Here is a 17,576-nt window from a genome sequence, read left to right as displayed (position 1 = left end):
GAAGGAGTGGGACATTGGTAGACAAGAGGACAAAAGGTGAGGAGTCACCATGGCCGCCGTAGACGAACACGTGATCGACGACCATGCCAAGGGACGGATCATCAGCGACGCCCCCCTCTCCCGCCCCGTCCCCGTGGCCCTGCGCTACGACCCCGACCACTCCCCGGGGACCGTCCGCTTCGTCTTCCCGGACGCCGTCGAGTGGTCCTTCCCGCGCGCCGTCCTGGAGACGGGGATGCGCACCCCGACCCGCCGCGGCGACATCGGCGTCTGGCCCTGCGGCCGGGTGCAGACGGTCGTGGAACTCCACCAGGACGACGGGGTCACGGTCGTGCAGTTCGACACCAACGCCCTGACGCGCTTCCTCAAGCACACGTACGCCGCCGGCACGTCGTCGATGACGACGCACTGACGGCGTACGGAGCGGGCGGGCGTCAGACCTTCACGAGGTCCGGCTTCGCGGCGCCGGGCGCGCCCGCGGACTCGGCGAGGCCCTCGCCCTCCACGTCCACGTTCGGCAGGATCCGGTCCAGCCACTTCGGCAGCCACCAGGCCTTGCGGCCGAGGAGCGCCAGGACGGCCGGGACGATCGCCATGCGGACCACGAAGGCGTCGAAGAGGACGGCGGCGGCCAGGCCGAAGCCGATCATCTTGACCATCTGGTCGTCCATGCCGATGAAGCCGGAGAAGACCGCGATCATGATCACCGCGGCGGCGGTGACCACCCGGGCGCTGTGCCGGAAGCCGGTCACGATCGCCTCGCCGGGCCGCTGGCCGTGCACGTACGCCTCGCGCATCCGGGTGACGAGGAAGACCTCGTAGTCCATCGCGAGACCGAAGACGACGCCCACCATGAAGATCGGCATCATCGACATGATCGGGCCGGTCTGCTCGACGCCGAAGAGCCCGCCGAGCCAGCCCCACTGGAAGACCGCGACGACCGCGCCGAGGGCCGCGACCACCGAGAGCAGGAAGCCGAGGGCCGCCTTCAGGGGGACGAGGACCGAGCGGAAGACGAGGGTCAGGAGCACGAAGGCCAGGCCGACGACGAGCGCCAGGTACGGCACGAGCGCGTCGTTCATCTTCTGCGAGAAGTCGATGTTCATCGCGGTGGCGCCGGTGACGAGGACGTCGTCGCCGGTGGCGTCGCGGATGTCGTGGACCAGGTTCTCGGTGGCGGTCGAGGACGGCCGGTCCTTCGGGACCACGGTGATCATCGCGGCGTCGCCGGCCTTGTTCGGCGTCGCCGGGGTGACCGCCGCCCAGCCGTCGAGGCCCTTGATCGTGGAGACCGTACGGTCGGCGGTCGCCTTGTCGCCGTCCACGACGACGAGCAGCGGGCCGTTGAAGCCGGGGCCGAAGCCGTCGGACAGCGCGTCGTACGCCCGGCGCTCGGTGGTGGAGGTGGGCTTCACGCCGTCGTCCGGCAGGCCCATCTGGAGGGAGGCGGCGGGCACGGCGATCGCGCCGAGGCCGAGGACGCCGACGATCAGCACCATCAGCGGGCGGCGGATGACGAAGCGGGCCCAGCGGGTGCCGCCGTTGGGCTTGCCTCCCTTGCCGTCGTGGCCGCCCTTCGCGCCCTCGACGCCCTTCGCGCCCTCGACGCCTTCCGCGCCCTCGACGCCCTTCGCGGCCTTGCGCTGCTTGCGGCCGAGGACCTTGTCGCCGGCGAAGCCGAGCAGCGCGGGGATGAGGGTGAGCGCGATGAGGACCGCGATCACGACCGTGCCGGCGGCGGCGAAGCCCATCTTCGTCAGCATCGGGATGTTGACGACGGCCAGGCCCACCAGGGCGATGACGACGGTGAGTCCGGCGAAGACGACGGCGGAGCCGGCCGTGCCGACCGCGCGTCCGGCGGCGTCCTCCTTCGTACGGCCCTCGGCGAGCTCCGCGCGGTAGCGGGAGACGATGAAGAGGGCGTAGTCGATGCCGACGGCGAGGCCGATCATCGACGCGAGCGTGGAGGTGGTGGTGCCGAGGTCCAGGACGTTCGCGAGCGCGGTGATCGACGAGACGCCGATGCCGACGCCGATGATCGCGGTGAGCAGCGGGAGCCCGGCCGCGACCAGCGAGCCGAAGGTGACGACGAGCACGATGCCCGCGAGGACGATGCCGATGGCCTCGCTCGCGCCCTGCTCGGGCATGGTCTGGAGGGCGTCGCCGCCGATCTCGACGGTCAGCCCCTTGCCCTGGGCGCCGTGCCCGGCGTCCTTGAGGGCCTCGCGGGTCTCGTCGGTCAGCTCCATCCCGTTGACCTTGTAGGAGACCGAGACGTAGGCGGTGGAGCCGTTCTGGGAGACGGCGTGCGCGGTGTACGGGTCGGTGACCTGGACGATCTGGTCGGAGCCCGACTTGAGTGCGGCGACGGTCTCCTCGACGACGGCCTTGTGGGCCGGGTCGGTCATCTTCTCGCCCTCGGGGGCCTTGAAGACGACGCGGGCGGTGGCCCCGTCGGCCCCGGCGCCCGGGAAGCGCTCTTCGAGCAGGTCGAAGGCGCGCTGGGCCTCGGTGCCGGGTATCGAGAAGGAGCTGGAGGTGGGTGTGGACGCGGTGGCGGCACCGACGCCGGCGAGCGCGAGGAGCGCCACCCAGAGGAGGGCGACGAGCCGTCGGCGCCGGAAGGCGGTGCGGCCCAGCTTGTAGAGGAACGTGGCCACGGGGGCGTACTCCCGGTGTGGATGGGACAGGGCATGGGGAGCCGGCCCGACGGCGTGAGCGGTTCGTCGTCAGGTGGAGCGGGGGTGGAGCGGGATCAGGCGCCGAGTGAGGGGAGCACCACGGCGTCGAAGTAGGCGCTGAGGAAGGCGCGGTCGACCGGCTGGTCCTCGATCAGCGGCCGGGCGATGAACGCACCGATCAGCATGTGGGGGACGAGTCTGAGCGCCGGGTTGTCGGCGTCCACCTCGCCCCTGCGGACCGCTCGGCGCAGCACCTCGTCGAGGCCGTTCATCTCGGGTTCGATGAGCAGCTCGCGCAGCGCCCGGTGCAGTTCGGGGTTGGTGTGGACGGCATGGGCCAGACCCCGCATCAGCGCGGCGTCCTTGTCCATCTGGCAGTCGTCGGTGTGGGCGAGCATCTCCTGGATGTCGCCACGGAGCGAGCCGGTGTCGATCTCGGTGATGTCGACCGGCTTGTTCGCGCGCAGCGCCCGGGCGACCAGCTCGGGCTTGCTCCCCCACTGGCGGTAGAGGGTGGCCTTGCTGGAGTGCGTGCGGGCGGCGACGGCGTCCATGGTGAGGGCGTCGTAGCCGACCTCGCGGAGGAGTTCGAGCACGGCCGCGTACAGCTCGGACTCACGTTCTGGGGTGAGCCTGCTGCGGGCCATGCGAACCTCCGGGCCGAACGAAACGGTTTCGTACAGTACGAAGATACCCCGCCCCCCAGCGAAACGAAACCGTTTCGTACGTGTCCTGGGCCACACCCGGCGGAACTGGCGTACGAGTTGCCTCACCCCCTCAGCGCGGAAAGCATGGGGAGGTGAGTGACGACGTCGCGTATCTCCGTTTTCCGCACCTCCACGACGACCTGCTGTGCTTCGCCGCCGAGGACGACCTGTGGATCGCCCCGCTCGTCCCCGAGGGCCGCCGCCCCGGCCGGGCCTGGCGCCTCACCGTCGACCGGACGCGGGTCGGCCACCCGCGCTTCTCGCCGGACGGACGGCACATCGCGTACACGAACTGGCGCAGCCTCGACCCCGAGATCCACCTCGTCCCCATAGACGGCGGCACCGCCCGGCGCCTCACCTACTGGGGCTCCACCGACACCCGGGTCTGCGGCTGGACGCCCCCCGACAAGGACGGCCGCTCCGACATCCTCGCCGTCTCCTCGCACGGGCAGCCCTTCTCGTACTACTCCTGGGCCTACACCGTCCCCACCGACGGCTCCCCCGGCCTCCGCCAGCCCTGGGGCCCCGTCTCGGACATCGTCCTCACCGACGACCCCGCCGTCTGCGGCACCGGAACCGAGCGCCGCACCCTCCTCCTCACCGGCAAGCCGCCGCACGAACCGGCCTCCTGGAAGCGGTACCTGGGCGGCGCCACCGGCCGCCTCTGGCTCCACGGGGAACGGCTGCTGCCCGACATCGGCGGCCACCTCGACGCCCCCATGGTCGTCGAGGGCCGGATCGCCTTCCTCTCCGACCACGAGGGCATCGGCAACCTCTACTCCTGCCTGCCCGACGGCACCGACCTGCGCCGCCACACCGACCACGACGACTTCTACGCCCGGCACGCCTCCAGCGACGGACACCGGGTCGTCTACCAGTGCGCGGGCGAACTGTGGATCGTCGACGCCCTCACCGCCGACTCCCGCCCCCGCAAGCTGGAGGTGCGGCTCGGCGGCCAGCGCGTCGGCCGCCGCTCCTACCAGGTGCCGGCCGCCCACCACGTCGACGCGGTCTCCGTCGACGAGACCGGCCGGGCCTCCGCCGTCTCCGTGCGCGGCAGCCTCTACTGGCTCACCCACCGCGACGGCCCCGCCCGCACCATCGTCGACACCCCCGGCGTCCGCGTCCGGCTCCCCGAGATGCTCGGCAGCGGCGGCCAGGTCGCGTACGTCACCGACGCCGAGGGCGAGGACGCCGTCGAGGTCGCCTACCTCCCGCGCGCCAGCGGCGACCGGCCGCCCCGCAGGCTCGCCTCGGGCGACCTCGGCCGGGTCGAGGAGATGGTCTCCGACCCGGACGGCGAGCGGCTCGCGATCGCCACCCACGACGGCCGTCTCCTCCTCCTGACCGTGTCCGAGGAAGCGGCTGCCGCCGAGGGGACGGAGGACTCCGCGGGGACGGAGGACTCCGACGGCGAGGTCACCGAACTCATCAGGTCCGTCAACGGTCCCGTCCGCGACCTCGCCTTCTCCCCCGACGGCGACTGGCTGACCTGGTCCCACCCGGGCATCGGCCGCTCCCTGCGCTCCATCAAGATGGCCCGGATCTCCGGCCCCGGCCCCCGCACCGTCGTCGACGTCACCAACGGGCGCTTCGAGGACGAGAACCCGGTCTTCACCCGCGACGGCCGCTACCTCGCCTTCCTCTCCTGGCGCGGCTTCGACCCGGTGTACGACGTGCACACCGGCGACCTGTCCTTCCCGCTCGGCTGCCGCCCCTACCTCGTCCCGCTCTCCTCCGCCACGCCCTCCCCCTTCGCCCTCCTCCCCGACGGGCGCCCGGCGGCCGGCGGCCTCGACCCCGCCGACGACGACACCGAGTCCGCCGACGGCACGGTCACCGTGGAGATCGAGGGCCTCCCCGAGCGGGTCACGCCCTTCCCGGTCGCCGCCTCCAAGTACTCGGCGCTGCACCCGGTCAGCGGCGGCGGACTGGTCTGGCTGCGCTGGCCCATCTCGGGCGCGCTCGGCGAGACCTTCGCCAACCCCGCCGACACCTCCGGCAAGCCCACCCTGGAGCACTTCTCCATCACCAAGGCCCGCAGGAGCGAACTCGCCAAGGACCTCGACTGGTTCGCGGTCAGCGGCGACGGCACCCGGCTCGTCGTCGCCGACGAGGGCGAACTGCGGGCCGTGCCCGCCACCGAGCCCGGGGACGGCGACTCCACCGTCTACCTGGACCTGCGGCGCATCCTGCACGAGATCGACCCCGGCGCCGAATGGCGGCAGGCCTTCGACGAGGCCGGCCGGATCGTCCGCGCCTACTTCTGGGAGCCCGACATGGGCGGCGTCGACTGGACGGCCGTCCTCGACCAGTACCGGCCCCTCGTCGAACGGGTCGCCTCCCCCGACGAGTTCGCCGACCTGCTCCGCGAGGTGATGGGCGAACTCGGCACCTCGCACGCGTACGTCACCCCCGCCCGCCGCAACGAGGGACCACCGCACTACCAGCGGCCCATGGGCCTCCTCGGCGCCAACCTCGTCCCCCGGGAAGCCGGTTGGACGGTCAAACGCATCCTGCCCGGCGAGTCCTCCGACTCCAAGGCCCGCTCCCCGCTCGCCGGCACCGGCATCCGCGAGGGCGCCGTCCTCACCCACGTCGACGGCCGGCCCGTCGACCCGGTCACCGGCCCCTACCCCCTGCTCTCCGGCACCGGCGGCACCACCGTCGAGCTCACCTTCACCCCCGCCGAGGGCGAGGGCCGCGCCCGCCGCGTCGCCGTCGTCCCGCTCATCGACGAGCGGCCCCTGCGCTACCAGGACTGGGTCGCCAAACGCCGCGCGGTCGTCCACGAGGTCAGCGGCGGCCGCTGCGGCTACCTCCACATCCCCGACATGGGCGGCTCCGGCTGGGCCCAGTTCAACCGCGACCTGCGCATGGAGGTCTCCCGGCCCGCCCTCATCGTCGACGTCCGCGGGAACGCCGGCGGCAACATCAGCGAACTCGTCATCGAGAAACTGACCCGCCGGATCCTCGGCTGGGACCTCACGAGGAACGCCCAGCCCGTGTCGTACGCCTCCAACGCCCCGCGCGGCCCCGTCGTCGCCCTCGCCGACGAGGCCACCTCCTCCGACGGTGACATGATCACCGCGGCCTTCAAGCTCCTCGGCCTCGGCCCCGTCGTCGGACAGCGCACCTGGGGCGGCGTCGTCGGAATGACCGGCCGCCACCGGCTCGGCGACGGCACCCAGATCACGGTGCCGATGAACGCGGCCTGGTTCCCCGAGTACGGCTGGTCCCTGGAGAACCACGGCGTCGAACCCGACCTCGCGATCCTGCGCACCCCCCTCGACTGGGCCGAGGGCCGGCACGCCCAGCTCGACGACGCGGTCCACGTCGCCCTCGCCCTCCTGGACGAGACCCCGGCGGCGAGCCCCCCGGGCTACGAGTCCCTCCCGGACCGCTCCCGCCCGAAACTGCCGCCGCGGCCGTCCTAGACGGACCGCTCCCGCCCGAAACCGCCACCGCGGCCGTCCTGGACGGTCGCCAGGTCCAGTTCGTACGCGGTGCCGACCCGCCCGTCCAGCGTCACGCTCCCCACGGCCCCGAAGCCGACCCGCCCGAGCACGGCCCTCGACCCCGCGTTGTCGAGGGTCGTGACGGCGGTCAGCCGGCTCAGCCCGTACTCCTCCCGGGCCAGCCGGCACAGCTCCCGCACCCCGGCCGTCGCCACCCCGCGCCCGGTCGCCCGCTCGGCCACCCGGTAGCCCAGCTCGGCACCCCCGTCGGCGACGTCGATCAGGTTGAACCGCCCGAGGATCTCCCCCTCCTCCCCCACCAGCACATGGAAGTGGATCGTCCCGGTCTCCTGCTCGTCGAGCAGCGCCCGGTGCCGCTCCGCGAAGTCGGAGAAGTACGCGTCCCCCCGGTCGGGCACGGACGCGGCGAAGTACGCCCGGTTCTCCCGCTCGAAGGCGAGGAGCGCGGGCGCGTGGTCGGGTCGGAGACGCTCAAGTACGGCCATGGCCGCCACCGTACGAAGATCCGTCACCCGGTGCGTACGACTTTTCGGCCCGTCGGAAGTCTGACCCGGTGTGGCGCACGGTGCGCCGGCGCACCGGGAGGAAACCGAACGTGTCCCACGCCCGCCCGAACCACCGGCGCCTCGTCGCCCGTGACACGGCGGGCGTCCTGTGGCTGTACCTCGGCAAGGGCGACGGCACCTTCGCCGCCCGCACGAAGATCGGCGGCGGCTGGAACGCGTACCAGCACCTCGTCGGCGTCGGCGACGCCGACCGCGACGGCCGCCCCGACCTGGTCGGCTTCGGCCCTCAGGGGGAGGACTACCTCTACCGAGGGACCGGCGACTGGAAGACCCCGTTCCTCGGCCGGGAGTTCGCGGGCCTGACCATCGGCATCGGCGGCGGCCCGTACAACAGCATCGCCTGACGCGCGAAGGCGCACCCGGTCTCCCGGGTGCGCCTCCTCAAGGACGGGCCGGCGTCAGGCGCCGCGCTCCTGCTCCATGTCCAGGTCCATGCGGTCCTGGGCCTCCTGCTGGGCCCGGCGCCGCTCCTCCTCGGAGCGGTCGCGGCCCTGGGAGGCGCGCTGGGACGCTTCGTCCTTCGCCCCCTGCAGCTTCTGCTTCGCCTGCTGGGCCTTGCCCTGCATCTCGTCCTTGATGCCCATGCGGTTTCACTCCTAAAGGATGTGAGGGGTGCCGGGGGCGGGGTGCCCCTCCGGCCTCGACCAGCCTCGCACGAGCGAACATTCCACGCATTTCGATCGGTTACGGAGGGCTACCGCGCGGAGGAGCCCTCCGCCCGCGCCTGCTCGTCGGCCGCCCCGCCCGCGCCCACGAGGCCCTTGGAGACCGTGCCCAGGCGCGGCTCGAAGCGCCGCATCTCCCGCTGCCCCACCGTGGCGATCAGGCCCGGCAGGTAGCCGCGGACCGACTGCATCCCGCGCAGCCACCACTGGGCGTACACATGGGCCGAGCGCCGCTCGATGCCCGCCACGATCCGGTCGACGGCCGGCCCCAGGGGGTACGTGCGGTTCGAGGGCCACGGCAGCCGCTGCCGCAGCTCCTTCATCACGTCGTCCTGGTCCGCGCCCCGCACCATGTCCGTGTCGGTCCAGGACAGATACCCGACGCCGACCTTCACCCCCTTGTACGCGACCTCGGCGCGCAGGCTGTGCGCGAAGGCCTCGACGCCCGACTTCGAGGCGCAGTACGCCGTCATCATCGGGGCGGGCGTGATCGCGGCGAGCGAGGCGATCTGGAGGAAGTACCCGCGCGACTCCATGAGGACGGGCAGGAAGGCCCGGCCGGTGACGGCGCCGCCGATGAGGTTGACCTCGATGACCCGCCGCCAGGCGACCGGGTCGGAGTCGACGAACGGACCGCCCGCCGCGACACCGGCGTTGGCGACGACGATGTCGACCTTCCCGAACCGCTCCTTCACCTCGGCCGCGACCCGGGCCATCGCCTCGTGGTCGGTGACGTCGGCGTGCCACCAGTCGGCCTCGGTGTGCAGCCGCCCGGCGACCTCCTTGAGCTGCTCCGGCTCCAGACCGACGAGCGCGATCTTCGCGCCGCGCGCGGAGAGCTTGCGGGCGAGGAGCTCCCCGACCCCCCGGGCCCCGCCGGTGACGACCGCGACCTGTCCTTCCAGGCTCACCCTGCTCATGCCCCTGCCTCCTCGTTCTCCTTCACGCCCAGGTACGTGAGGGTCAGTTCGCGGATCTGCGCGGTGACGGCCTCCGGGGCCTCCACCGGAGTCATGTGGCCCATGCCGGCCAGCTCGACGAGCCCCGTGCAGTGCGGCAGCGCCTCCGCCATCGCACGGGAGTGGACGGCCGGCGTGAGGCGGTCGGCGGTGCCGACGAGCACGGCCACCGGCACCCGGAGCTCCCGCAGCCCCGCCTCCAGGTCGAGCCCGGCCAGGACCTGCGACCAGCCGTACCGGGCGCCGCGCGGGCAGGCGTGCACGATCCGCGCGCAGGCCTCGACCCGCTCCGGGGCCGAACCCGGTCCCATCGTCGCGTACTTCAGGATCTTCTTCGACACGGCGTTGACCGGGCCGAGCGGCGCCTTCGCGCCGAGGACGGCCGCCGTCAGCCGGCTGCGCAGCCCGCCGGGCCGGAGCGGTACGACGGTGGCCTCGGCGGTCAGCCGCGAGGGCCCCGTGGAGCAGAGCAGGACGGCGGCGGCGTGCTGCCGGAAGCCGGGCCGCCCGGCGGCCGCCATGACCGTCATGCCGCCCATGGAGTGGCCGGCCAGGACGGCCCGCTCGCCGGGCCCGAGGGTGGCCGCGAGCACCGCCTCCAGGTCGTCGGCGAGCGCCGTCGTCGAGTAGCCCGAGCCGCCGGTCGCGGCGGGCGCCGGGGACCGGCCGTGGCCGCGCTGGTCGTAGGCGATGACCCGGTGGTCGGCGGCGAGGGACCGTATCTGCTCGGCCCAGAAGGCGATCGAGCAGGTCCAGCCGTGGGACAGGACCACGGCGGGCGCGCCCTCGGGGCCGTACACCTCGACGTGGATCGGGGAGCCGTCGGCGGAGACGGCGGTGAGCGCGCGGGACTCGGGCAGCGGGGTCAGGTGCCGGCTCACTGGGCGGCCTCCTTCTTCTTCTCGGCGGTGCGACGGGGGGCGGGCGCGGTCCGGGGGGCGCGGATCACCTCGTACTCGGAGAGGTCGACCTGCCGGGTCTCGCGCCGGAACTCGGCCGTGGTGCCCGGCCACAGGGTGGTGTTGCGGCCGTTGGCGTCGAGGTACCAGCTGTCGCAGCCGCCTGCCTTCCACACGGTCCGTTCCATCCGGGACTGGACCTTGCGGTTCCAGGCGTTGACGGCGGAGGGGCGGACGGCGAGGGCGGCGCGGCCGCCGAGAACGTTCAACTGGCGGAGGTAGTCGGCCATGTAGTTCAGCTGGGACTCGATCATGAGGATCATGGAGGAGTTCCCGAGTCCGGTGTTCGGCCCGATGATCATCATCAGGTTGGGGAAGCCGCCCGCGGTGGCCCCGCGCAGCACCTGGACGCCGTCCTTCCAGGACTCGGCGAGGGTGTGCCCCTCGGCGCCGACGACGCGCTCGGCGATCGGGATCTCGGTGACGTGGAAGCCCGTGCCGAAGACGATCGCGTCGACCTCGGCCTCGCTGCCGTCGGCGGCGACCACGGTCGAGCCGCGGACCTCGCGCAGCCCGGAGGCGACGACGTCGACGTTGGGCTGCGCGAGCGCCGGGTAGTACGTGTTGGACAGCAGGATCCGCTTGCAGCCGATGCGGTACGAGGGCGTCAGCCTGGCCCGCAGCTCCGGGTCCTTGACGGAGCGCGCGATGTTGGCCTTGGCGAGCTTCTCGACCAGGCCCAGCTCGCCGGGGTGCTTGGTGAAGGCGCCGACCTGGAGCTCGCGGATGCCCCAGAGGATGCCCCGGCGCAGGGTCGCCGTGACCGGGAGCGCCCGGTGCAGCCGGCGCTCGATGCCGCTGATCGCGCGGTCCATGCGGGGCATGACCCACGGGGGCGTGCGCTGGAAGAGGGTGAGCCGGCCGACCTCGCGCTGGATCTCGGGCACGATCTGGATGGCGGAGGCGCCGGTGCCGACCATGGCGACGCGCTTGCCGCGTAGGTCGTAGTCGTGGTCCCAGCGGGCCGAGTGGAAGACCTTGCCGGGGAAGTCGGCGAGGCCCGGGATGTCGGGGATCTTCGGGTCGGAGAGCGGCCCGGCGGCGGAGACGAGGACCTCGGCGCTGAAGGTGCCGCCGCTGGTCTCGATCTCCCAGCGCAGCGCCTCCGCGTCCCACCGCGCCTTCAGCATCTCGTGGTTCAGCCGGAGGTGCGGCCGGATCCCGAAGGTGTCGGTGACGTGCTCCAGGTAGGCGCGGATGTGGCGCTGCCCGGAGAAGGTGCGCGGCCAGTCCGGGTTGGGCGCGAAGGAGAAGGAGTAGAGGTGGGAGGGGACGTCGCAGGCGCAGCCGGGGTAGCTGTTGTCGCGCCAGGCGCCGCCCACGGAGTCGGCCCGCTCCAGGACGACGAAGTCGGTGATCCCCTCGCGGCGCAGCCGGACGGCGGCCCCGATGCCGCCGAACCCCGACCCGATCACCGCCACCCGTACGTGCTCGTGCTTCGCCATGCCGCCTCCCGTGCGCCCGGCCAAGATTCCGCCAGCAATCACTGGCACAGTCGGGACTGTAGAGCAGCTCCATACCGAGCGGTAGGGGTACGGCGAGGGAAAGTTACCGGCGGTACAACATAGGCTTGCGGCTGTGGCAGAAGGATCACGTCCCGAGACGGGCGCACAGGACGACCCGCGCGAGGCGGCGAACGGCGGCGCGGGCGACGGCGCGCCCGCGCCCCGCGAGTACCGCATGGACGAACTCGCCGCCGCCGCCGGCATCACCGTGCGGACCCTGCGCTTCTACCGCGAGCGCGGACTGATCCCGCCGCCCCGCCGCGAGGGCCGGATCGCCTGGTACGACGACAACCACCTGGCCCGGCTGCGCACCATCGCCGCCCTCCTGGAGCGCGGCCACACCCTCAACGGCATCGCCGACCTCACCACCGCCTTCGAGAGCGGCCGGAACGTCCGCGAGGTCCTCGCCCTCCCCGCCCCCTCCGAGGAGGAGCCGGTCCGCCTCACCCCCGAGGAGCTCGCCGACCACTTCGCCGGCGAGGTCACCGCCGAGAACCTCGCCGCCGCGCTCGACCTCGGCTACCTCGTCACCGACGGCGAGGAGATCATCCACATCAGCCGCCGGCTGCTCGACGTCTCCGCCGCCCTGGTCCGGGAGGGCGTCCCGCTCGCCGAGGTCCTCAAGGCCGGCGCCCGCGTCCGCGAGCACGCCGACGCCCTCGCCGCGCTCTTCACCGAACTCCTGCGCGCCCACACGGCCGAGGACGACCTCGGCAGGCTGCGCCCGCTCGCCAAGAGCGTGGTGGAGGCCGAGCTGTCCATGGCGCTCGACCGACGGCTGAACCCCGGCGGACCGGGCTCATGACCGCCTGACAGGTCCCTCAGGAGTTCTTCGTCACCGGCGTCCTACGGCCGCCGCACACGTCGAGGCAAGGCGGGCCCGGGTGACGTGCCCGCGCGCCGACGGCGTCGACGCCCCGGCCCCCGACGCGAACGGCCGGGTCGAACCGGGCGACGCCGGCGGACGGCCCCACCGGCCCCTGGGGCTCCCTCGGGAAGCGGCCAACCCGGCCGGGGTCCCACTCCGCTTCCGGACGGCCGTTTCCGGCTGTCCCCCACGGGTGTCCCCCACGGGCCGGAATCGGAAAGTCCGGCGGACCGGAATGCGATCGCCGCGCTCTTCGCTCCCGTCACGGCTCCGGCGCCCGGACGACCGGAGGGATCCGGAAAGTCACGACGGCGCGCACGACGGTCCTGAAACACCTCCCCGTCCCGCCGGAAACGCATCGCCGAAAAAGAGCCGTTCCCGCGTCCGCCCGTTGAACGCATTCTCCCCGTCGGGCAATTCTTTCTCCGCACCCGAACGAACCGGCCCACCCGGCACGGCACCGGGCGGGAACGACCAGGAGTTCAGGAGAGATCGATGCGCCTTCGCACGAAGCTCGCCTCGGTGGCTGTCGGTGCCGTCGTGGCCACCGGCGGCCCTGTCCTGCCGGCCACGGCGGCGGTGGCGGCGCCGGAGGGCGCGGCCGCCTGCTCCAGCCCAGCCTGGTCGAACAGGGACGGCCACGCCGGCAGGACGAACACGGACTACGTGAACATCCGCACCGGCCCGACGACCGAGTGCGCCTCGCTCGGCCAGGCACAGGCGAGCCACAGCCTCACCCTGCACTGCTGGGTGGCCGGCCAGGACGGCACGTGGTCGCACGTCCAGGACGACACCACCGGCGTCGGGGGCTGGATCAAGGACAACCTGCTGAACGGTTACGGGTCCAGCCTCCCCTGCTGATGCGACCGCCCTCCGTCGTCCTCGGCGACGAGAACGCGCGGAGAACGCGCGCGCACCCGATCCCCACCCGGATCCGCAGATGCACGGCACGGCGCCGCGCGGAAGGGAACTACAACTCGTAGACGGCGGTCACGGGCGCGTGGTCGCTCCACCGCTCCTCGTGGGTGGCGGCCCGCTCGACGTACGCCTTGACGGCCTTGGCGGCGAGGCCGGGGGTGGCGATCTGGTAGTCGATGCGCCAGCCGGTGTCGTTGTCGAAGGCGCGCCCGCGGTAGGACCACCAGGAGTAGGGCCCCTCCTGCTCGGGGTGCAGAGCGCGCACGACGTCGACGTATCCCCCGTCGCCCTCCTCGAGGACCCGTCCGAGCCACTCCCTCTCCTCGGGCAGGAACCCGGCGTTCTTCTTGTTGGCCTTCCAGTTCTTGAGGTCGGCCTCGCGGTGGGCGATGTTCCAGTCGCCGCAGACGACGACCTCGCGCCCGTCGGCGGCGGCGCGGGTCCTGAGCTCCTTCAGGTAGGGCAGGAACTCGCCCATGAACCGGTACTTCTCGTCCTGGCGCTCGGTGCCGACCTCACCCGAGGGGAGATACAGACTGGCGACGGTCACACCGGGCAGGTCGGCCTCGACGTACCGGCCGCTGGAGTCGAACTCGGCGGACCCGAAGCCGATGCGCACGGCGTCGGGCTCGCGGCGCGTGTAGAGGGAGACCCCGGCGCGCCCCTTGGCGGCGGCGGGTGCGTGGACGGTGAACCACCCCTCGGGGCTTCCCACGCCCTCGGGCAGCTGCGCCTCCTCGGCGCGCACCTCCTGGAGGCAGACGGCGTCGGCGGAGGTGGCGGCCAGCCACTCGACGAAGCCCTTCTTCGCGGCGGCGCGGAGGCCATTGACGTTCACGGAGGTCACGGTGAGCATCCCGGGAGAATACCGACACCCCGATGCCGCACACGCGTACGATCTCTTGTGTGAACATCCAACCCACGCCCTACGACCACCCCGACGCCGTCAAGCTCGACGGCGCGGTGCAGGCCGAGTACGCCGTCCGCTACGACGACGAGGGCGACGCCACCCCGCTGGACGCCGGCATGTTCGTCCCGCCCCGCGGCCTCTACCTCCTCGCGTACGACCCCGAGGGCCGGCCGGTCGCCACGGGCGGCTGGCGCACCCAGGACGCGAACGACGAGGGCTACTCGGACGGCGACGCCGAGCTCAAGCGCATGTACGTGATACCCGAGGCCCGCGGCCTGGGCCTGGCCCGCCGCATCCTCGCGGCCCTCGAAGCCGACGCACGCGCCGCCGGCCGCGTCCGCATGGTCCTGGAGACGGGCATCGCCCAGCCGGAGGCGATCGCCCTCTACACCTCGTCCGGCTACGAGCCCTGCGCCAAGTTCGGCCACTACCGCGACCACCCCACCAGCCGCTGCTTCGCGAAGCCGCTGGTCTGAGACCGCAGCCGGCCCGAGACCGCCGCTGACCCGCGCTCGACGGGCGCGGGCCGCGCGCCGTACCCGGGAAAAGCGGAGATCATTTCCCACCCTGCCGGCGGAACCGGGCATCATCCCCCGCTGAGCCGGCACCCCGGTCCAAGGACACCCTCGCCGTACGGCCGCCTCTCGGACGGCATGGCGAACGGACCTGTCAGAGCTGTGACTTGAAGCCCACGTGCGAGCCCGTGAAACCCAAGCGCCCGTAGGAGCGGTGGGCGTCGGTGCGGGCCGAGTCCGAGGCGAGCTGCACCAGTTGGCAGCCCTGGCGGCGGGACTCGTCGACGGCCCACTCGATGAGCTGGGCGCCGAGGCCGCGGCCGCGCTCGGAGCTGTGGATCCGTACGCCCTCGATGATCGAGCGGGTCGAGCCCTTGCGGGACAGCCCCGGAACGATCGTGAGCTGGAGGGTACCGACGACCTCGCCGTCGCGATCGGCGACGACCAGCAGCCGGTTCGGATCGCTTTGCAGTCGCTCACAGGCTGACCAATAGGGAGTCAGATCGTCCGGTATCTCACGGGTAGCGCCCAGTGCGTCGTCCGCGGGCATGGCGACGGTGGCCGCGATGTCGTCCCGCACGGCGGGACGGATACCGATAGTGGTCATACGCCGCATGCCAACCAGACGCCCCATGCAGCGACCGACCACTCGACCGGACGCGAATCAGACCCATTCAGACCCGGTTCACCTGGGGAAATGCCGGGCACTGAAGCAGGTCGAAGGCCTTTTGGTTCCCGTGATTTATCTCACAACGTGAGACATTGCGCCCCCACCCACCCCTCCCGGAGGATCACCCGGGGATGCGCCGGGGGGGCTCGATCTCGACCGAACACCGAACCGCCACCCGGCCGTACGATCAACTGAGGATGGGGGAATCCTTCATGTCTACGGCCCTTGATGTTCACACTCGGGAACTTGCCGAGCAGGGGTACACGCTGCTCGAGGGGATCACCACGGACGAGGAGGCGGCCGCTGCGGTCGGCGCCTTCGGCGAGCTGGTCCCGCAGTACGACGGCTCGCTGCGCTACCAGGTGAAGGCCGCCCCGGGATTCGAGGAGCGCCGCTACTCCAAGAGCGTCAACACGATCCTGGTGCACACCGAGGCACCGGGCTGGAACCCGCCGCCCACCTACCTGGCCCTGCACTGCCGGGTCCAGGCCACCTGCGGCAGCGGCCACACCGAACTCGCCGACATGCGGCAGTTCGTCGCCTCGCTGCCCGAGCGCGACCGGGCCGCGCTCTACGAGCGCACCATCGACTGGATCGGCCACAACACCGGAGGCGTCGGCACCGAAGGCGTGCGCCGCCCGGTCGTCGAGGTCACCGACGGCGGCCAGGAGGTCCTGCGCTTCAGCTACAACCTGCTGACCACCGGCCAGTACGACCCGCCGGTCGACGCTTCCGTCGACCCCGACCAGCTGCCGCTCGGCAGCTTCGGCATCCACCTCGCGGAGCAGGCCGAGGCCTTCTTCCGGGAGAACCGCGTCTCGGTACTCATCCCCGAGAACCACGTTCTGGTCTGGGACAACCAGCGGATGGTGCACGCGCGTTCCGCCTACACGGACAAGCGGCGCCACCTCACCCGCTACTGGATCGCCGCCCAGCGCTGACCCGTACCGAAGCCGGCTTCCGGGCGCTGACCCGTACCGAAGCCGGCTGCCGGGCGCAGACCCGTACCGCCGCCGGCCGACCGCGCGCCGTCGCGCCCGCAGTGAGCCGTCCAGGCACTGCGGGCCCGCGCCGACACGGCAGCGGCTGTCACCAGTCCACCGACACTGACACCACGTGAGGCCCAGAACCATGGCTGACGACCGGAACGAACCGGTTCAGGACGAAGAGTTCCCCACCGGACTGCCGGAGGAGCTCAGGGGACTGCCCGAGGGCGTGCCCCGCCACAACCCCGACGACCAGATCGAGAGCGCCGTCATCCGCCGCCTGGTCGGCAACTGGCAGCGCCGCGCCACCGTCAAGCGCGACGAGCCCAACCTCGACGAGCTCTTCGAGCTCGACCGGCCGGACTACCCCGAGCGGATCCTGCCCTTCCGCGACCACCCCACGTTCCAGGCGCTGGACCCGGAGAAGAAGACCCAGCTGCTCAGCTGGGCCTGGATCGCGTACAACCGGCACACCATCATGGCCGAGCAGAAGGTGGCCAACCCCGCCTTCGCCCTGGTCATGGAGGGCGAGTACCCCGAACTCCAGGACGAGGCGCTCAACATCTCGCTGGCCCAGGCCATGGTCGACGAGCAGTACCACACGCTGATGCACCTCAACGCCAGTGCCGTCACCCGGCGCAAGCGCGGCTGGGCGATGCCCGACCACGAGCTGCCGATCTCCCACACGGCGCGCGAGCACCTGCGGCTGCGCGAGAGCGCGAGCGAGCGCTGGGAGGCCTCGCTGACCACCCTCGCCTTCGCGACGGTCTCCGAGATCTCCATCAACGCCTACCTGGACCTGCTCGCCGACGACCCGGACATCCAGCCGATCAACAGCAGCACGGCCAAGCTGCACAACCGCGACGAGTACTGCCACGCCTCTATCTCCGCCGTGCTGGCCGAGGTCGTCCACGACCGCCTCGACGAGAAGAAGCAGCGCTTCTTCCGCGACATGCTCTTCGAGGGCCTGGAGGCCTTCGTCGCCACCGACTACACGACGTGGCACCGGATCATGGACCTCGTCGGCGTCGAGGGTGGCCACGAGATGCTCCAGGACTGCCAGGCCGAGCAGAGCCGCAGCCGCCTCGTCCGCGACTACACCGGCCTGCACACCCTGATCGAGCGCATGGGCGTCCAGGACCTCGTCGAGTTCGACTGGTCCAAGTCCCACGTCGCGCGCTGAGCGGG

17 protein-coding genes are annotated in these 17,576 nt (G+C 72.1%); 8 read left to right on the top strand and 9 right to left on the bottom strand.

Annotated elements, in window-relative coordinates; translation table 11 throughout:
* The first annotated feature begins 49 nt into the window (after positions 1-49).
* Complete coding sequence (locus ACIGW4_RS21785) at positions 50-412, top strand: SsgA family sporulation/cell division regulator (RefSeq protein WP_123459120.1); 363 nt, start codon at positions 50-52, stop codon at positions 410-412.
* A gap of 22 nt (positions 413-434) precedes the next feature.
* Here ACIGW4_RS21785 and ACIGW4_RS21780 read toward each other — a convergent pair whose 3' ends face one another.
* Together ACIGW4_RS21780 and ACIGW4_RS21775 are read right to left on the bottom strand one after the other, a co-directional pair.
* Positions 435-2,660, bottom strand: a complete 2,226-nt coding sequence (locus ACIGW4_RS21780; protein ID WP_399582376.1) for an MMPL family transporter — start codon at positions 2,658-2,660, stop codon at positions 435-437.
* A gap of 95 nt (positions 2,661-2,755) precedes the next feature.
* Positions 2,756-3,328: a TetR/AcrR family transcriptional regulator gene (locus ACIGW4_RS21775; RefSeq protein WP_123459118.1), complete on the bottom strand. Its 573-nt coding sequence runs from the start codon at positions 3,326-3,328 to the stop codon at positions 2,756-2,758.
* A 152-nt stretch (positions 3,329-3,480) separates the two neighbouring features.
* On the opposite strand from ACIGW4_RS21775, the gene ACIGW4_RS21770 reads away from it, so the two are divergent.
* Positions 3,481-6,825: a S41 family peptidase gene (locus tag ACIGW4_RS21770; protein ID WP_359587819.1), complete on the top strand. Its 3,345-nt coding sequence runs from the start codon at positions 3,481-3,483 to the stop codon at positions 6,823-6,825.
* Here ACIGW4_RS21770 and ACIGW4_RS21765 read toward each other — a convergent pair.
* Positions 6,822-7,352, bottom strand: a complete 531-nt coding sequence (locus ACIGW4_RS21765) for a GNAT family N-acetyltransferase (RefSeq protein WP_123459116.1) — start codon at positions 7,350-7,352, stop codon at positions 6,822-6,824. The two genes, ACIGW4_RS21770 and ACIGW4_RS21765, sit on opposite strands and share 4 nt — an antisense overlap.
* Positions 7,353-7,462: 110 nt before the next feature.
* On the opposite strand from ACIGW4_RS21765, the gene ACIGW4_RS21760 reads away from it, so the two are divergent.
* Complete coding sequence (locus ACIGW4_RS21760) at positions 7,463-7,777, top strand: FG-GAP repeat domain-containing protein (protein ID WP_399582373.1); 315 nt, start codon at positions 7,463-7,465, stop codon at positions 7,775-7,777.
* 54 nt (positions 7,778-7,831) lie between these two features.
* Here the strand turns inward: ACIGW4_RS21760 and ACIGW4_RS21755 are convergent, their stop codons facing one another.
* The 4 genes from ACIGW4_RS21755 to ACIGW4_RS21740 all read right to left on the bottom strand — a co-directional run bounded on the left by ACIGW4_RS21755 (position 7,832) and on the right by ACIGW4_RS21740 (position 11,461).
* Positions 7,832-8,017 (bottom strand): hypothetical protein, encoded by a 186-nt coding sequence (locus tag ACIGW4_RS21755; protein WP_123459114.1) that lies wholly within the window; start codon positions 8,015-8,017, stop codon positions 7,832-7,834.
* Positions 8,018-8,127: 110 nt separating this feature from the next.
* Positions 8,128-9,018: an SDR family oxidoreductase gene (locus tag ACIGW4_RS21750; protein WP_123459113.1), complete on the bottom strand. Its 891-nt coding sequence runs from the start codon at positions 9,016-9,018 to the stop codon at positions 8,128-8,130.
* A complete protein-coding gene (locus ACIGW4_RS21745) occupies positions 9,015-9,938 on the bottom strand; it encodes an alpha/beta fold hydrolase (protein WP_398712388.1) in 924 nt (307 codons plus the stop codon). The genes ACIGW4_RS21750 and ACIGW4_RS21745 overlap by 4 nt, the downstream gene beginning before the upstream one ends.
* Positions 9,935-11,461: an NAD(P)/FAD-dependent oxidoreductase gene (locus ACIGW4_RS21740; RefSeq protein WP_123459112.1), complete on the bottom strand. Its 1,527-nt coding sequence runs from the start codon at positions 11,459-11,461 to the stop codon at positions 9,935-9,937. Before ACIGW4_RS21740 ends, ACIGW4_RS21745 begins: the two co-directional genes overlap by 4 nt.
* A 235-nt stretch (positions 11,462-11,696) precedes the next feature.
* Here ACIGW4_RS21740 and ACIGW4_RS21735 point away from each other — a divergent pair, with 235 nt between their 5' ends.
* Together ACIGW4_RS21735 and ACIGW4_RS21730 are read left to right on the top strand one after the other, a co-directional pair.
* Complete coding sequence (locus ACIGW4_RS21735) at positions 11,697-12,326, top strand: MerR family transcriptional regulator (protein WP_398712440.1); 630 nt, start codon at positions 11,697-11,699, stop codon at positions 12,324-12,326.
* A 558-nt stretch (positions 12,327-12,884) separates the two neighbouring features.
* Positions 12,885-13,250 (top strand): SH3 domain-containing protein, encoded by a 366-nt coding sequence (locus tag ACIGW4_RS21730; RefSeq protein ID WP_123459111.1) that lies wholly within the window; start codon positions 12,885-12,887, stop codon positions 13,248-13,250.
* A gap of 109 nt (positions 13,251-13,359) precedes the next feature.
* Here the strand turns inward: ACIGW4_RS21730 and ACIGW4_RS21725 are convergent, their stop codons facing one another.
* Entirely contained in the window at positions 13,360-14,163 is an 804-nt protein-coding gene (locus tag ACIGW4_RS21725; RefSeq protein ID WP_398712391.1) for an exodeoxyribonuclease III, read from the bottom strand.
* A 50-nt stretch (positions 14,164-14,213) separates the two neighbouring features.
* Between ACIGW4_RS21725 and ACIGW4_RS21720 the strand changes: the two genes are divergently transcribed.
* On the top strand, positions 14,214-14,693 hold the full coding sequence (locus ACIGW4_RS21720; RefSeq protein WP_399582369.1) for a GNAT family N-acetyltransferase: 480 nt from the start codon (positions 14,214-14,216) through the stop codon (positions 14,691-14,693).
* A gap of 193 nt (positions 14,694-14,886) precedes the next feature.
* Here ACIGW4_RS21720 and ACIGW4_RS21715 read toward each other — a convergent pair whose 3' ends face one another.
* On the bottom strand, positions 14,887-15,339 hold the full coding sequence (locus tag ACIGW4_RS21715; protein WP_399582366.1) for a GNAT family N-acetyltransferase: 453 nt from the start codon (positions 15,337-15,339) through the stop codon (positions 14,887-14,889).
* Between the two features lie 275 nt (positions 15,340-15,614).
* Between ACIGW4_RS21715 and ACIGW4_RS21710 the strand changes: the two genes are divergently transcribed.
* Together ACIGW4_RS21710 and ACIGW4_RS21705 are read left to right on the top strand one after the other, a co-directional pair.
* Positions 15,615-16,343 carry a TauD/TfdA family dioxygenase gene (locus ACIGW4_RS21710; protein ID WP_185094943.1) on the top strand — a complete coding sequence of 243 codons (729 nt, stop codon included), beginning with the start codon at positions 15,615-15,617 and terminating at the stop codon, positions 16,341-16,343.
* 190 nt (positions 16,344-16,533) lie between these two features.
* Entirely contained in the window at positions 16,534-17,571 is a 1,038-nt protein-coding gene (locus tag ACIGW4_RS21705; protein WP_123459106.1) for a diiron oxygenase, read from the top strand.
* The last annotated feature ends 5 nt before the right edge of the window (positions 17,572-17,576 follow it).

The organism is Streptomyces sp. NPDC053513 (assembly GCF_044544765.1).
Classification (GTDB): Bacteria; Actinomycetota; Actinomycetes; order Streptomycetales; family Streptomycetaceae; genus Streptomyces; species Streptomyces litmocidini.
This window is presented reverse-complemented; position numbering and strand designations above follow the sequence as displayed.

What these genes read in the sequence shown, in the direction of transcription:
- ACIGW4_RS21785 (WP_123459120.1), top strand. Translation starts at nt 50, where the DNA reads ATGGCCGCCGTAGACGAACACGTGATCGACGACCATGCCAAGGGACGG.
- ACIGW4_RS21775 (WP_123459118.1), bottom strand. Translation starts at nt 3,328, where the DNA reads ATGGCCCGCAGCAGGCTCACCCCAGAACGTGAGTCCGAGCTGTACGCG.
- ACIGW4_RS21765 (WP_123459116.1), bottom strand. Translation starts at nt 7,352, where the DNA reads ATGGCCGTACTTGAGCGTCTCCGACCCGACCACGCGCCCGCGCTCCTC.
- ACIGW4_RS21755 (WP_123459114.1), bottom strand. Translation starts at nt 8,017, where the DNA reads ATGGGCATCAAGGACGAGATGCAGGGCAAGGCCCAGCAGGCGAAGCAG.
- ACIGW4_RS21750 (WP_123459113.1), bottom strand. Translation starts at nt 9,018, where the DNA reads ATGAGCAGGGTGAGCCTGGAAGGACAGGTCGCGGTCGTCACCGGCGGG.
- ACIGW4_RS21740 (WP_123459112.1), bottom strand. Translation starts at nt 11,461, where the DNA reads ATGGCGAAGCACGAGCACGTACGGGTGGCGGTGATCGGGTCGGGGTTC.
- ACIGW4_RS21735 (WP_398712440.1), top strand. Translation starts at nt 11,697, where the DNA reads ATGGACGAACTCGCCGCCGCCGCCGGCATCACCGTGCGGACCCTGCGC.
- ACIGW4_RS21730 (WP_123459111.1), top strand. Translation starts at nt 12,885, where the DNA reads ATGCGCCTTCGCACGAAGCTCGCCTCGGTGGCTGTCGGTGCCGTCGTG.
- ACIGW4_RS21725 (WP_398712391.1), bottom strand. Translation starts at nt 14,163, where the DNA reads ATGCTCACCGTGACCTCCGTGAACGTCAATGGCCTCCGCGCCGCCGCG.
- ACIGW4_RS21715 (WP_399582366.1), bottom strand. Translation starts at nt 15,339, where the DNA reads ATGACCACTATCGGTATCCGTCCCGCCGTGCGGGACGACATCGCGGCC.
- ACIGW4_RS21710 (WP_185094943.1), top strand. Translation starts at nt 15,615, where the DNA reads ATGTCTACGGCCCTTGATGTTCACACTCGGGAACTTGCCGAGCAGGGG.
- ACIGW4_RS21705 (WP_123459106.1), top strand. Translation starts at nt 16,534, where the DNA reads ATGGCTGACGACCGGAACGAACCGGTTCAGGACGAAGAGTTCCCCACC.